This window comes from Brucella sp. GW823-FHT04E01, assembly GCF_058796175.1.
Genome location: NZ_JBXAIK010000003.1, coordinates 124616 through 137770, shown reverse-complemented (window position 1 = coordinate 137770; position 13155 = coordinate 124616). Strand labels below are relative to the sequence as shown.

The window sequence follows — 13155 nt, the reverse complement described above, 5'->3', positions numbered from 1 at the left end:
CATGCGGAGCCTTACGCTTTCCTCCGCATTGATGTTCCTTCTAATGACGGGAAGCGCACTGGCGCAGGTCGATTCCAGCGGCAACGGCAACACGGTTCCGCAATTGCAGAACCCTGCGGATGAAACCATCGAAATCGGACTTTCAACCGAAACCATCGCCATCACATCGAATTTCGGCGGCACTGACCTCACCATATTCGGCGCGCTCGACAATGCCGACCCGATGATCCAGCGACAAGGCCGTTACGATATCATCGTCGTGCTGCAAGGCCCCTCGCGCGATCTCGTGGTGCGCAAGAAGGACCGTTATCTCGGTGTCTGGGTGAATTCGGATTCGGAAACCTTCATGGGCGTGCCGCTCTCCTACTCGCTGGCCTCTACCCGCAATCTGCAGGACATTACCGAAGAGAAAATCTACCGACAACTTTCGGTGGGCGTGCGCAACTTCTATCTCGTCCCGGAAGATCCGGGCAGCCTGTCGGGCAATATCCCGACATTCGGCAACGAACTGCGCGAAATGAAAATCCGGCAGGGCCTCTATACGCAGCGCATCGGGGGCGTGGAGTTCATTTCCCGCACCTTGTTTCGTGCCACATTGAACCTGCCCGCCAATGTGCCGGTCGGACGCCACAAGGCTCGGGCGCTTCTGTTCCGCAACGGTGTTTTTTTGCGTGAAGCCAATGCCAGTCTGGAAATCGTCAAGGCTGGTTTTGAACAGAGCATCTACAACGCCGCCCACCAGAACAGCTTTCTCTACGGCCTTTTTGCCGTTTTCCTTGCCGTCTTCACCGGCTGGTTCGGACGCATTCTGTTCCGCAGGGATTAACCCCCATAAAGCGCACCGCGCGCAATCGGGTAAACCTTACCCTGTCCCAGCATATAGGCGCGCAGGGTCTCGTCAGCGAACAGCCCTCGGAAAGCGCGATCCAGAATATTCAGCGCACCCGTATAGGCTCCGAAAGCAGGCATGATGAGCCTTTCCCCGTCGCTAACAAAACAGGGGCGGCGTACTGATCGTCCACGTCGCACGATGCGGGCCGCGGGGTGAAGGTGCCCTGCAATCTCGCCCTGCCCGGCCTTGCGCGATGGTTCATGCCGGAAGGTAAGCGGCCCGACTGCCAGTTCCTCCACACAATCGCCCGGCAGGTCGACCGGGCGATCCGGATCATGATTGCCAGTGATCCAGAACCAGTCCCGATGCTCCATAAGCGATTTCAGCCGGATGGCATAAAGCGACGGCAGGCGTTCGCTGGCCGTCGCATCGTGAAAACTGTCACCAAGGCTGATGACGGTTCGCGGCTGATAGCGCGCAATGGCCAGCGCCAGCATGTCGAGCGTCGCCGCTGTGTCATAAGGCGGGATGAGCTGGCCGCGCCGGGCAAAGGATGAACCTTTTTCCAGATGCAGGTCTGAGACGATGAGCATATGGAGATCAGGCAGGAACAGTGCACCGGATGGATCGCACACAGCTGCAACGCCACGCACTTCCGCATGGGCCAGACTGTAGGCCTCTCCGTTGCCCCACACGGCAGTCTTCATTGCATCGCCTCTCTGATTAGATCGTCTGCGGCCTCTTCAAGCAGCATTTCATCGCCCTCACCTGCCACACGCTCACGTCCGATTTCGAGCATCACAGGCAGCGCCAGCGGTGAAATCCTGTCGAGCGGCTTGTGCAGGAGATGACCTTTCACGCGTGCCAGCATGTCGCCAAGACGCTTGATATCCAGAAGCCCGGTCGCGGCATCCGCACGCGTCGCCTGCAGCAATATGTGGTCCGGCTCATGGGTCCGCAGCACGTCATAGATCAGGTCGGTGGAAACCGTAACCTGACGGCCTGTTTTTTCCTGTCCCGGATGACGGCGCTCGATAAGCCCTGAAATCACGGCACAATTGCGGAAAGTGCGTTTCAAAAGATAGCTTTCATCAAGCCAGGCTTCGAGATCGTCCCCCAGCATATCCTCATCGAACAGGCGGGTGAGATTGAGCTTTCCCGTGCCAATCAGCGCGCCCATATCCTTGAGGCCCCAGAGTCCCAGCGAATAATCGGTCGCGACAAAGCCAAGCGGATGTGCGCCCATGCGCTCCAGACGACGCGTCAGCAACATGCCGAGCGTCTGGTGTGCCAGCCTGCCCTCGAACGGATAGGCGACCATGTAGAAGCGATTGCCGCGCGGAAAAGTTTCGATCAGCAGCTCGTCCGTTGCTGGCAGTACGGATTTCCACTGCTGCACTTCCAGCCATTCCCGCACCTGTTCCGGCAAAAACTGCCAGCGCGTGCGGTCGGCAAGCATGGCGCGCACCTGCGCGGCAAGATAGGTGGAAAGCGGAAACTTGCCGCCTGCATAGACAGGAATCTTGGCATCCTGCCCGGCAGCATTGGAGGCGATGCATTCGTTCTCACGGATGCCTTCAAACCGCAGAACCTTTCCGGCAAACAGGAACGTGTCGCCAGCAGTGAGCGTCTCAAGGAAATATTCCTCGATGCGACCAAGAACACGTCCGCCGCGCGCATTTCCGCCCTTGCCGCCACGAGTAAGCCGGACATTGAGCTCCGGCGCTTCGACAATCGTGCCGATGTTGAGCCTATATTGCTGCGCAATGCGCGGATTAGACACCCGCCAAGTGCCGTCCACGGTCTTGCGGATTTTCGCGAACCGTTCATAGGTCTTGAGTGCGTAGCCGCCGGTCGCCACAAAATCCAGAATGCGGTCGAACGTGTCTCGCGGAAGGTTCGAATAGGGTGCGGCACTCTGCACCTCACGATAAAGCTGATCGGCGTTGAAAGGCTCGGCACAGGCCATGCCGAGCACGTGTTGCGCCAGCACATCCAGCGCCCCATCGATCAGGGGTGGCGTATCCTGCGCACCCAGATAATTGGCATCAAGTGCGGCGCGACACTCCATCACCTCAAAGCGATTGGCAGGCACCAGAATGGCACGGCTTGGCTCGTCCATGCGGTGATTGGCACGGCCAATGCGCTGCGCAAGGCGACTGGCCCCTTTCGGTGCGCCGACATGAATGACCAGGTCGACATCACCCCAGTCGATCCCCAGATCAAGCGTCGAAGTCGCGACCACTGCCCGCAACGTGTTGGCGGCCATGGCCTGCTCGACCTTGCGGCGCTGGCTGGCATCGAGCGAACCGTGATGCAGCGCAATGGGCAGCGTGTCCTCGTTGACCCGCCACAGCTCCTGAAACAGCATCTCCGCCTGACTGCGCGTATTGACGAATAAAAGCGTCGTGCGGTGCTGGCGGATCGCCTCGTAAATGTCAGGAATGGCATAACGTGATGAATGGCCTGACCATGGCACCCGTTCGTCGGAATCGAGAATGGTGATTTCCGGCTTGGCGCCGCCATCGACCGTCACAAGTCCGGCCATCGGCCCGGTGCCGTCCTGCTCAACCAGCCAGCGGCGCAGTTCATCGGGCTCAGCCACCGTTGCGGAAAGGCCGATGGTCCGCAATTGCGGTTGCAGGCGGCGCAGCCGCGCCAGCCCCAGCGCCAACAAATGCCCGCGCTTGGAAATCACCAGCGAGTGCAATTCGTCCAGCACCACATAGCGCAGACCCTTGAAGAACTGTTCCGAACCTTTGGATGCGATCAACAGTGCAAGCTGCTCTGGCGTGGTCAGCAGAATATCCGGCGGTGCCAGCTTCTGCCGCTGGCGTTTGTGCGCAGGCGTATCGCCGGTCCGGGTCTCGATGGTGATGTCGAGACCCATTCCCTCGACCGGCACCGTCAGATTGCGATGAATATCGACGGCCAGAGCCTTCAGCGGCGATATATAAAGCGTATGCACGCCGCGCTTCGCCATACCCGGCTTTTTACGGCCATTTCGTTCCAGGTCCACCAATGCAGGCAGAAACCCGGCCAGCGTTTTACCTGCCCCGGTGGGCGCAATCAGAAGCGTGGACTGGCCCTGTTCAGCACGGGCCAGAAGCTCAAGCTGATGCGCGCGCGGCGACCAGCCCTTGGCCGCAAACCATTCAAGAAAACGGTCCGGCAAGGGAAAAGCGGCAGATGCTGCGGCGGGTTTCAGGTTCAGTGTCACGCCGTCAATCTAATCGCAGCGAGGCAAGCCGCCAAGGTGTTTGTTCACTTTTGTTCTCATTTTGTCAGCAGATGCAAGCTCCCTCTCTTTTCGGCGCGAACTTCGTGACCTATCTTGAAACCATGCGTTTCAACCAGCTTCTCTGCTCCTCTCCCAAAGGTCTTTATTGCCCGCCCGGCGATTTCTACATCGACCCCGTGCGTCCGGTGGAACGCGCGCTCATCACGCACGGACATTCCGATCATGCCCGCGCGGGCCACACCCATGTACTGGCAACGCCCGAAACGCTCGACATCATGGCGCTACGCTACGGCGCGAACTTCGCCGAAACCACGCAACCGATAGGCCTCGGTGAAACCCTGACGATCAATGGTGTCCGGGTCAGTTTTCATGGCGCGGGCCATGTGCTCGGTTCGGCCCAGATCGCAGTGGAGAAGGACGGAACCCGCATTGTCGCTTCGGGCGATTACAAGCGCGCAGCCGATCCAACCTGCGCACCTTTTGAGCCGGTCGCCTGTGATGTCTTCATCACCGAAGCAACCTTTGCGCTGCCAGTGTTTCGTCACCCTGATGCGTCACACGAGATCGCAACGCTTCTCAAATCAATCCGGCAATTTCCTGAACGCGCGCACCTTGTCGGTGCCTATTCGCTGGGCAAGGCGCAGCGGGTTATCAAACTCATACGCAATGCAGGCTACTCGGAACCGATCTATATTCACGGTGCACTGGAAAAGATGTGCGATTATTACCAGGCACAAGGTATCGATCTCGGTCCGCTTGAACCGGCAACCCTGGAACGTGACGAAGCGCAGCCGGATTTTGCAGGCAAGATCATCGTCGGTCCTCCATCGGCTTTTTCCGACCGTTGGGCGCGGCGTTTTCCCGATCCCATTTCGGCCTTCGCCTCCGGCTGGATGCGCATCCGCCAGCGCGCCAAGCAACAGGGCGTTGAACTGCCACTCATCATTTCCGACCATTGCGACTGGGATGAACTGACGGCGACCATAACGGAAATCGCACCTGCCGAAGTGTGGGTCACGCATGGACGCGAGGAAGCGCTTGTTCGCTGGTGCGAGTTGCAGAACATACCGGCCAAGCCGCTGCATCTCATCGGCTATGAAGATGAGGGCGATTGATGCGTGCTTTCGCTGAACTTCTTGACCGGCTGGTTCTGACGCCGCAGCGCAACGGCAAGCTTCGTCTGCTTGTTGACTATTTCCGCGCTACTCCCGACCCGGATCGCGGTCTGGCATTGGCGGCAATCACGCGCGATCTCGAACTGCAAAGCGTGAAGCCCGCCATGCTGCGCGCACTGATAGCCGAGCGCATCGATCCCACGCTCTTTGCCTATTCCTATGATTATGTGGGAGACCTCGCCGAAACGATTTCGCTCATCTGGCCCGGCCCCAGTGAAACCGCACCCGGCGCAAATCTGCCACTTGGGATTGTGGTGCATGAATTGCAGCTTGCGTCGCGCCGCGAAGGCCCGATGCTCGTGGCCGGATGGCTCGATCTGCTCGGCATTTCGGAACGTTATGCGTTGTTAAAGCTCGTCACCGGTGGTTTGCGCGTCGGGGTTTCCGCCCGCCTCGCCAAACAGGCTCTCGCTGACTTTGGCGGCGTCAACGTTGTCGAAATCGAGGAACTCTGGCACGGCCAGTCACCGCCCTATGAGACGCTTTTCGCCTGGCTTGAAGGTCGCGGTGAAAAGCCTGCTGCCACCGCGGCCGCACCGTTTCGCCCCGTCATGCTGGCGACAGCGCTTAATGAAGCTGAAATCCCCTCGCTTGACGCATCCGCCTACAGCGCCGAATGGAAGTGGGACGGCATTCGCGTTCAGGCCGTTGCGGAAAACGGCGTGCGCCGCCTCTACTCACGCACCGGTGACGATATTTCCGGCGCATTTCCGGACATTCTGGAGGCCATGGATTTCGAAGGTACAATCGATGGCGAATTGCTCGTCGGGCATCACGGCGAAACTGGCATAGAAACTGCCACGTTTTCAGATCTCCAGCAAAGACTGAACCGCAAGACCGTGAGCGCGAAACAGTTGCGCGACTATCCCGCTTTTGTGCGGGCCTATGATCTGTTGCAGGACGGGAACCAGCAGACTGGCGAAGACCTGCGTGCCTTGCCTTTCTCCGAGCGCCGTGCCCGCCTGCAAGGTTTCGTCAGCAAGCTCGACCCTCGCCGCTTCGATCTTTCGCCAATACTGCCTTTCGCTGACTTCGAGGAATTGGCGCAGTTTCGCGCCAATCCACCCCATCCCGTCATCGAAGGCGTCATGTTGAAACGCCACGACAGCACCTACCTGCCCGGACGCCCGAAAGGGCCCTGGTTCAAATGGAAGCGTGATCCGTTCACCGTCGATGCCGTGATCGTTTATGCCCAGCGTGGACATGGCAAGCGCTCCAGCTATTATTCAGATTTCACCTTTGCCGTCTGGACGGGACCGGAAGGCGAGCCAGTGCTGGTGCCGGTTGGCAAAGCCTATTTCGGCTTTACGGACGAAGAATTGAAATTGCTGGACAAGTTTGTGCGCGAGAACACCACCGAGCGCTTCGGGCCGGTTCGGTCCGTGCGTGCCGAGCCCGATCATGGCCTGGTGGTGGAAGTTGCTTTCGAGGGTCTCAATCGCTCCACGCGCCATAAATCCGGCGTTGCCATGCGCTTTCCGCGTTTCTCACGGCTTCGCTGGGACAAGCCGCCCCGCGAAGCGGACCGGCTTGAAACACTGGAAAAGCTGCTAAGTTGATTATTCAGCCGCCGTCGAAACGCGGATTTCATAGATATTCACCGGCTTGCCGGAACCGCTCAAATCCGAGTTGACCGTGATCGTGCCTGCGCGACCTGCCTTCTGGCCGGACGAAATATCCATATCGAAAAGGAAGTCGCTCACGGAATCGCGAACGTCGTAGCGCCTTCGCCCACAATCGCCAAGACCGCCGAAATCACAATTGACTGACATCTGGGTCGTCTTGCCATCATCCGCTCGCGCAACAATGTCGAAGGTCGCCTTCTTGCCTTCCAGCTGGTTCAAAATGCCTTCGCCCACATCGAATGTGACCGTATCTTCAGCACCGGAAGATTGTACACGTGCGAAACTGCGTGTGCCTTCCTGCCTGATTTCCGCCGTCGCACGTCCCTTGACGGACATTCGTGTTGCCTCAGACGGCTGGAAAATCGTGATCCATTTCAATCCGCCGGGCTCTTCGCCTTCTTTCAAAGGCGCAATACTGCCATCGCTATGCAGCGGATTGTTCGCCGGTCCACGGCTCAAATCGATAAAGCTGTTATAGAGCGAATAACCGATGAAAGCGGCAACAGCGAGCACAAGCGCCGGAATACCATAGCTATAGAAAGGCGAATGGCGTTTCTTTTTCCTGCGGTCCTTACGCGAAACGCCGCCCTCATAACCGAGATCGGCATTGCTGCGCTTCTTCTGCCGCGAGGTCGCACGGATATCGCCAGTATCGAGTGCGGGCGATGCTTCTTCCGTCCTGCCACCAAGGATCGGATCTTCCCTGTGCGGAGCATCACGTGACGGGTCGTGACGCTCAGTCTTGTCACCACCGGTCTTGAATTCCTGTTCAATGTGCGAGATCGCGTCCTTTAGCTTTTGGCGGCGCTGTTCCTTCTGCACATCGCTGAGCGCGGTATTTGCCGCAAGAGCGCGCTCATGCGCACCCCAAGCGGACTCATAGATTCGCTGGCGGGTCGCCGGATTATGCGCATCCGCCTTGGCAAATGCATTCCTGATCGCGCGCTCAATACTTTCCAAAGGTTGCTCTTCCCTTGTTCGTTCTTCCCGCCGTTTCGTCACGCCCTCAACAGGAGCAAGCGGTCTCCGATGCAGACGATTTCATAAGCCTCAGCGAAATTAACGTCTGAATCAAGGCATTTAGCTGTTCATCACCCGCTTTGACTAGCCAATAAGCATGTCGGAGACACCAAATATTAACTCTGACTGCGGTTTTCCCCCATCCGTATGGTTTTACAGCGCCAAACTGCGCCATGCGAATGAACGAGACATCCCGAAGTATGTTGGCGATTCCCTCCCCTCCCGGCATTTCCGCTTACCATAGAGTGTCCGTGCATCAAGAATGTCCCAATCAGCTGGTTTCCGTCGCTTCCTGTCAAGATTCTCGGAAAACCGCAGGCGACCTGTATTGATAGGTCGGCTCGCGCGCTTTTGATATTGCCGTTGAGCGAGGAGATGCTAAAACTATTACGTTTACGGAAACGTCAATCACGGAGGACGATTGAAGATGGCATTGCCGGATATTCTGAAAAGCAGACTGCGCATCCCGGTGGTTGGTGCTCCCCTATTCATCATTTCGCATCCGGCTCTGGTCATGGCGCAGTGCAAGGCAGGCGTCGTCGGTTCCTTTCCCGCACTCAATGCCCGTCCTGAAGCACAACTCGATGAGTGGCTGGCAGAGATCACGGAAGGACTTGCCGCTTACGACAAGGCCAATCCGGATCGGCCATCCGCGCCCTTCGCGGTCAACCAGATCGTGCACCGTTCCAACAAGCGCCTTGAGCACGATCTCGGCCTTTGCGTGAAATACAAGGTGCCGATCGTCATTTCCTCGCTCGGCGCTGTGCCGGAAGTGAATGCGGCAATCCATTCCTATGGCGGCATCGTCCTTCATGACGTCATCAACAACCGCCATGCCAATTCGGCAATCCGTAAGGGCGCGGACGGCCTTATCGCGGTCGCTGCCGGTGCTGGCGGCCACGCCGGTGCGCTGTCGCCCTTCGCGCTCGTGCAGGAAATTCGTTCTTGGTTCGACGGCCCCTTGCTCCTTTCGGGCGCCATCGCCAATGGCGGATCGATCCTCGCCGCTCAGGCCATGGGCGCCGACCTCGCCTATATCGGCTCGCCTTTCATCGCCACGACCGAAGCGCGCGCGACAGATGCCTACAAGCAGATGATCGTCGACTCGAATTCATCCGACATCGTCTATTCCAACTACTTCACCGGCATCGGAGGCAATTATCTGAAGCCGTCGATCGCCAACTCAGGTCTCGATCCGGAAAACCTGCCGGAAGCCGATCCATCCAAGATGGATTTCGACAAGGCTCAGCAGGAAGGCGCCAAGGCCTGGAAGGATATATGGGGCTGCGGTCAGGGTATCGGAGCCATCCACGAAGTGGCACCTGCCGGGCAACTGGTCGACCGGCTGGAGCGTGAATATAACGACGCCCGCCAGCGTCTTTGCGCAGGCGTTTGATTCCTTGATGGTCACGGAACCGCGCCAGCTTGAAGGCTGGTGCGGTTCCAACGTTTCACACTCTACGGATCATTATCGCATGCCCGCTGTAAAACCCGGTTGATTTCCGCCCCGTCTGGTACTGCCGATGTACATGTTGTGAAACCTTTCTAACAAACAACGATATTGTTTGATTTGGGCCTTGCTTTCCTCCGTGCTTTTGGTTATCAGCGCACCGTTCAGTCGGAAACGGTTGGCTTCCTTCGGGAAATTGGAATGTAATGTTCCGGGCCGCTTTAGCTCAGTTGGTAGAGCACATCATTCGTAATGATGGGGTCAGGTGTTCGAGTCACCTAAGCGGCACCATAAAATCAATGATTTAGCCAGTTTTCGTTTTCACCACATTGACGCTAGCAATCAAATAGCAATCATCGTCGTGTAGCGCGCAAAATCGAATGACAACAGTTTTACGATTTCAAAGAACTGAGCGGAACGTTCATTGAAGCCCCACTGAAGGGGCCGTTAAGCCCTCCCGCTAATTATCAGTTCGTTGACCACCTTCCCCTTACCGTCAGCCGCTGCGTAGGTCAGGTCCACATCTTCGATGTCGAAGGCCGAAAAGATCGATCGGATCTCCGGCACGTCGTTGATGGACATGATGAAGCGACCCATGATGCGACCGAGGCGCTCGGCCATCACCTGGTATTGGCCTCGGCTGAACAACTCCTTCCCATAACAGTCCTCGCTGCCCCAATACGGCGGATCGAGATAAAACAGCGTCTCCGGTCGGTCGTAGCGGTCGATGAAGGCGCTCCAGTCGAGGTTCTCAATGACGCCAGACGCAAGGCGTTCATGGATTCTGTCGCAGTGGCGTCAGTCTCACTGCATGAAGCGGGCAATAGCACCACTACGCGGCTGAACCGAAAGGTCTTCATCATCCTGATCGGTTTCGAGCCGCTGCAGAATCGGGCAATGGGGGCGATGGTCGCCGTGACAGGCGTTGACCAACGTCGTGAGTGTCTGGGTCATGTCTTGCAGATCGGCGATCTTCTTCTGGAGTTCGTCGATATGAACTTGTGCCAAACGTTTGACTACCGCGCTCTGTCGCGTCTCGTCACGCCATAACCCGAGAAGATCACCTATCTCCGCAACGGAGAAGCCGAGATCTCTGGCTCGCCGTATGAAACGGAGCATATGCACGTCTGTGTCCGAATAGTCGCGGTAGCCGGAAGCTGTTCGGTCGGCAGCAGGTATGAGGCCGGTCTGCTCATAGTAGCGGATCATCTTGGCTGATACGCCGGATGCTTTAGAAGCTTGTCCAATATTCATGTAATCACTCCCGCAATCTTCAGGCCGGCAAAGCCTTAAGAGCATTTTCGCGAGAGCCGATCTGGAACGTGCAAGTATCGCCTTTATTGGGTAGACAAATTGCTGCGTTCTTCGTCTCTGGAGTTCTAACAAGAGCATTCATAGCTGACTCCTTTTTCGTTCCGAAATTCAGGTTCAGTCGAAGTATGGTTCTTCCAACCGTGGGAAGGTCAATGACATTTTTCTTGTTTTTTCCACTTGACCTTTCCACGGTTGGAAGAACCACCTTGCATGTCATGAGACCCAAACAAGGAGAAATCTCATGGAATTGAAAATCGAAGGCATGACCTGCGGCGGGTGCGCCAAATCTGTAACTATGGCGATCCAATCGGTAGATTCCGGCGCCAAGGTCGACACCAATCCGACAGAGCGCGCGGTCAAGGTCGAAACAACTGCGACACTGGCATCTGTCTTGAAGGTTCTCGAGGAAGCAGGTTATCCCGCAACCGCTAACTGAATAGGAACAAGATCGCGCCGATATTCATCACGGATGTGCTTGCGATCAGCGCAGGCATGGCGATCGCACAAGGCTAGATGACAACGGATAATCCATGCATTGTCACGATATGTCTGCAATGTAGAAGCCTTTGTCGAGCAGTCCTTCGACAAAGGCCTATACAGTCTCCATGGATACCATGATGAAGAAATGAAGCGCCGATCACAGCGACTAGCTGCCTGGAACCGCCGCCGCGTATCATGACCATACGCAGCGGCGGCTTTTTATCTCAGTATTATTCTCCGCCGGAAATCATCGGTATGGGGCAGTCCTGTCTGGAACGCATCTCGGAAAAAGTGAAAAGGTTTCGAACAAGTCGGCTTTCGGAGCAAAATTAAAGGGCGCAAATCTGATCCAGACCTGCGCTCTATCATCACGTTGTCCACTTCATCGATTTGCACAGCGATTTTAGTGGCGAGCAACAATACTCTGAGTTTTCGCCGCCCGCTGCCGGCTCATCTGTTCAAGCAAGGCTCGCAACTGGTTTTCATCCACAGCATCTGCAGCCATGACAGCGCGGATTATGGGATCCGAGAGTAGTTCCTGAGCGGTTGGCTCCGGGTAGCAGTCGAATCTATTGCACATATGAATTCTCTCCCTTCATACTCTCTCAGGATTGACCCTTGATCCAGTTCACTGGGCTGGTGTTTGGTTAGGCCCGTCATCGGGCGTGAAAAACACATCGGCATGCATGTCCTCAACACGTAATCCGCGCGCCAAGGCGAGCTGAATGGCAGCGTCAACCATTCCCGGTGAGCCGGCGACATAGGCCTTCCACCCATCAAGGTCCATCAGGTCGTCGGCAACCGCCTTTGTCACAAAACCACAGCGGTACTGTGTCGCTTCTGCCTCGGATAACACCACCACAAAGGTAAGATTGGCATACTGTTCGGCCAAGGACTGAAAATGCTCGACGAGGTAGAGATCACACTCGCTGCGTGCTCCGAAATAAACATGGATCGGCTGCTTCATGCCGTGAGCAAGGGCGGTCTCAACGATCGACTTGATCGGCGCAAGGCCGGAACCGCCAGCGATGCACAGCATCGGGCCGGAATGATTTTGGCGCAGATAGGAGGAACCAAGGGGAAATTCGAGTTCAACTTTGTCACCGGACTTCAGCGCGCCGTGTATGTGTTCGGACGTAATACCTCCTGCGACGCGGCGAACGTGAAATTCCAGACTGCCCTCACCTACACGGTTGGCCATGGAATAGCTGCGCATCGGAGTTCCGGTAAATCTGATCTGGGCATATTGTCCGGCGGTAAACGGCAAAGACGAGCCATCTGCAGGCGCAATTCGTATCAGTTTGATGTCGTGCGTGAGGTCATATAGTCCGATCACGACTGCATCAAGACGCCGCGGAGCCTCCACGGCCTTTTCGTCGCTGACAAGCCACGCGACAGCGACATCCGTTTGCGGCAATGCGCAGCACGCGAGGATCAAGCCGTCGGATTTCTCCTCCTCAGTCAGTGCAAAGCGCGAGTGCTGAAGCAATTGAACCTCACCCTCGATCAGGCGCGATTTGCATGAACCGCAGCGACCGGATCGGCAGCCATGAGGATAGGAAATACTGGCAGCGAGTGCAGCTTCGAGGATTGTTTGTCCGTTCGAGACTTCCAGTCGGGTCCGTGTCTGTCGTATATCAACGTTTCTTCTGGTCATCCGGCTTTCCTTACAGTCCATCATTCAATCCGAGGGCCTTGAGCAAACCTGGCTTCTGCCGCACGAATGTTCCGTAGAAAATTTCGGAACCGACAATCGTGATCGGAGCCACCCGAACCCCTGTGCGCGCTTTGGCTTCCTCGGCAATCTCCGGCTCACTTAGGTCGCGCTCCTCATAGGAAAGCCCCTGCTCGGAGAGCCAGCGCTTAAGGGCATGACAGTCCGGACAAGTCGGGGTTGTGTAAATGAGAATGTGTGGCGTACTGGTGTGCGTCATATCTGGGCCTTTCACTCGGTGGACGTGCTTGCGTTCCCAGTCCGGCCGACAATCGACTGGCGTTCTGAGCGGAATTTTTGTCAG

12 protein-coding genes and 1 tRNA gene are annotated in these 13155 nt (G+C 56.9%); 6 read left to right on the top strand and 7 right to left on the bottom strand.

The features are described from left to right. Nucleotide 1 precedes the first annotated feature (1 nt). The gene (locus AC1RHM_RS10990; RefSeq protein WP_010659221.1) at nucleotides 2–826 is read left to right on the top strand and encodes a TIGR02186 family protein; all 825 of its coding nucleotides are present in this window, start codon (nucleotides 2–4) and stop codon (nucleotides 824–826) included. Here AC1RHM_RS10990 and pdeM read toward each other — a convergent pair. Both pdeM and AC1RHM_RS10980 read right to left on the bottom strand, forming a co-directional pair. Continuing rightward, a complete protein-coding gene (pdeM, locus tag AC1RHM_RS10985; protein WP_105543978.1) occupies nucleotides 823–1539 on the bottom strand; it encodes a ligase-associated DNA damage response endonuclease PdeM in 717 nt (238 codons plus the stop codon). The genes AC1RHM_RS10990 and pdeM overlap by 4 nt on opposite strands. Further along, on the bottom strand, nucleotides 1536–4052 hold the full coding sequence (locus AC1RHM_RS10980) for a ligase-associated DNA damage response DEXH box helicase (RefSeq protein WP_036584297.1): 2517 nt from the start codon (nucleotides 4050–4052) through the stop codon (nucleotides 1536–1538). The genes pdeM and AC1RHM_RS10980 overlap by 4 nt, the downstream gene beginning before the upstream one ends. Before the next feature lie 122 nt (nucleotides 4053–4174). Here AC1RHM_RS10980 and AC1RHM_RS10975 point away from each other — a divergent pair, with 122 nt between their 5' ends. Both AC1RHM_RS10975 and AC1RHM_RS10970 read left to right on the top strand, forming a co-directional pair. After that, nucleotides 4175–5188 (top strand): ligase-associated DNA damage response exonuclease, encoded by a 1014-nt coding sequence (locus AC1RHM_RS10975; RefSeq protein ID WP_010659224.1) that lies wholly within the window; start codon nucleotides 4175–4177, stop codon nucleotides 5186–5188. Beyond that, nucleotides 5188–6807 carry a cisplatin damage response ATP-dependent DNA ligase gene (locus AC1RHM_RS10970; RefSeq protein WP_010659225.1) on the top strand — a complete coding sequence of 540 codons (1620 nt, stop codon included), beginning with the start codon at nucleotides 5188–5190 and terminating at the stop codon, nucleotides 6805–6807. The genes AC1RHM_RS10975 and AC1RHM_RS10970 overlap by 1 nt, the downstream gene beginning before the upstream one ends. Here AC1RHM_RS10970 and AC1RHM_RS10965 read toward each other — a convergent pair whose 3' ends face one another. Further along, entirely contained in the window at nucleotides 6808–7833 is a 1026-nt protein-coding gene (locus AC1RHM_RS10965) for a hypothetical protein (RefSeq protein WP_010659226.1), read from the bottom strand. 487 nt (nucleotides 7834–8320) lie between these two features. Here AC1RHM_RS10965 and AC1RHM_RS10960 point away from each other — a divergent pair, with 487 nt between their 5' ends. Next, nucleotides 8321–9289, top strand: a complete 969-nt coding sequence (locus AC1RHM_RS10960) for an NAD(P)H-dependent flavin oxidoreductase (RefSeq protein WP_010659227.1) — start codon at nucleotides 8321–8323, stop codon at nucleotides 9287–9289. A 269-nt stretch (nucleotides 9290–9558) separates the two neighbouring features. After that, nucleotides 9559–9634, top strand: a tRNA-Thr gene (locus tag AC1RHM_RS10955). Nucleotides 9635–9790: 156 nt separating this feature from the next. Here AC1RHM_RS10955 and AC1RHM_RS10950 read toward each other — a convergent pair. Beyond that, complete coding sequence (locus AC1RHM_RS10950) at nucleotides 9791–10126, bottom strand: DNA adenine methylase (RefSeq protein ID WP_122241852.1); 336 nt, start codon at nucleotides 10124–10126, stop codon at nucleotides 9791–9793. Nucleotides 10127–10147: 21 nt separating this feature from the next. Then, nucleotides 10148–10597, bottom strand: a complete 450-nt coding sequence (gene cueR / locus AC1RHM_RS10945) for a Cu(I)-responsive transcriptional regulator (protein ID WP_010659229.1) — start codon at nucleotides 10595–10597, stop codon at nucleotides 10148–10150. Nucleotides 10598–10898: 301 nt separating this feature from the next. On the opposite strand from cueR, the gene AC1RHM_RS10940 reads away from it, so the two are divergent. Beyond that, nucleotides 10899–11093, top strand: a complete 195-nt coding sequence (locus AC1RHM_RS10940; RefSeq protein ID WP_010659230.1) for a heavy-metal-associated domain-containing protein — start codon at nucleotides 10899–10901, stop codon at nucleotides 11091–11093. 672 nt (nucleotides 11094–11765) lie between these two features. Here the strand turns inward: AC1RHM_RS10940 and AC1RHM_RS10935 are convergent. Further along, nucleotides 11766–12794 (bottom strand): 2Fe-2S iron-sulfur cluster-binding protein, encoded by a 1029-nt coding sequence (locus AC1RHM_RS10935; RefSeq protein WP_036584288.1) that lies wholly within the window; start codon nucleotides 12792–12794, stop codon nucleotides 11766–11768. Between the two features lie 10 nt (nucleotides 12795–12804). Beyond that, complete coding sequence (locus AC1RHM_RS10930; RefSeq protein WP_010659232.1) at nucleotides 12805–13071, bottom strand: glutaredoxin family protein; 267 nt, start codon at nucleotides 13069–13071, stop codon at nucleotides 12805–12807. Nucleotides 13072–13155: the final 84 nt, after the last annotated feature.

Bases quoted from the DNA above. Each gene is read 5' to 3' on its own strand.
- AC1RHM_RS10990 (WP_010659221.1), top strand. From the start codon at position 2: ATGCGGAGCCTTACGCTTTCCTCCGCATTGATGTTCCTTCTAATGACG.
- pdeM (WP_105543978.1), bottom strand. From the start codon at position 1,539: ATGAAGACTGCCGTGTGGGGCAACGGAGAGGCCTACAGTCTGGCCCAT.
- AC1RHM_RS10975 (WP_010659224.1), top strand. From the start codon at position 4,175: ATGCGTTTCAACCAGCTTCTCTGCTCCTCTCCCAAAGGTCTTTATTGC.
- AC1RHM_RS10970 (WP_010659225.1), top strand. From the start codon at position 5,188: ATGCGTGCTTTCGCTGAACTTCTTGACCGGCTGGTTCTGACGCCGCAG.
- AC1RHM_RS10960 (WP_010659227.1), top strand. From the start codon at position 8,321: ATGGCATTGCCGGATATTCTGAAAAGCAGACTGCGCATCCCGGTGGTT.
- cueR (WP_010659229.1), bottom strand. From the start codon at position 10,597: ATGAATATTGGACAAGCTTCTAAAGCATCCGGCGTATCAGCCAAGATG.
- AC1RHM_RS10940 (WP_010659230.1), top strand. From the start codon at position 10,899: ATGGAATTGAAAATCGAAGGCATGACCTGCGGCGGGTGCGCCAAATCT.
- AC1RHM_RS10935 (WP_036584288.1), bottom strand. From the start codon at position 12,794: ATGACCAGAAGAAACGTTGATATACGACAGACACGGACCCGACTGGAA.
- AC1RHM_RS10930 (WP_010659232.1), bottom strand. From the start codon at position 13,071: ATGACGCACACCAGTACGCCACACATTCTCATTTACACAACCCCGACT.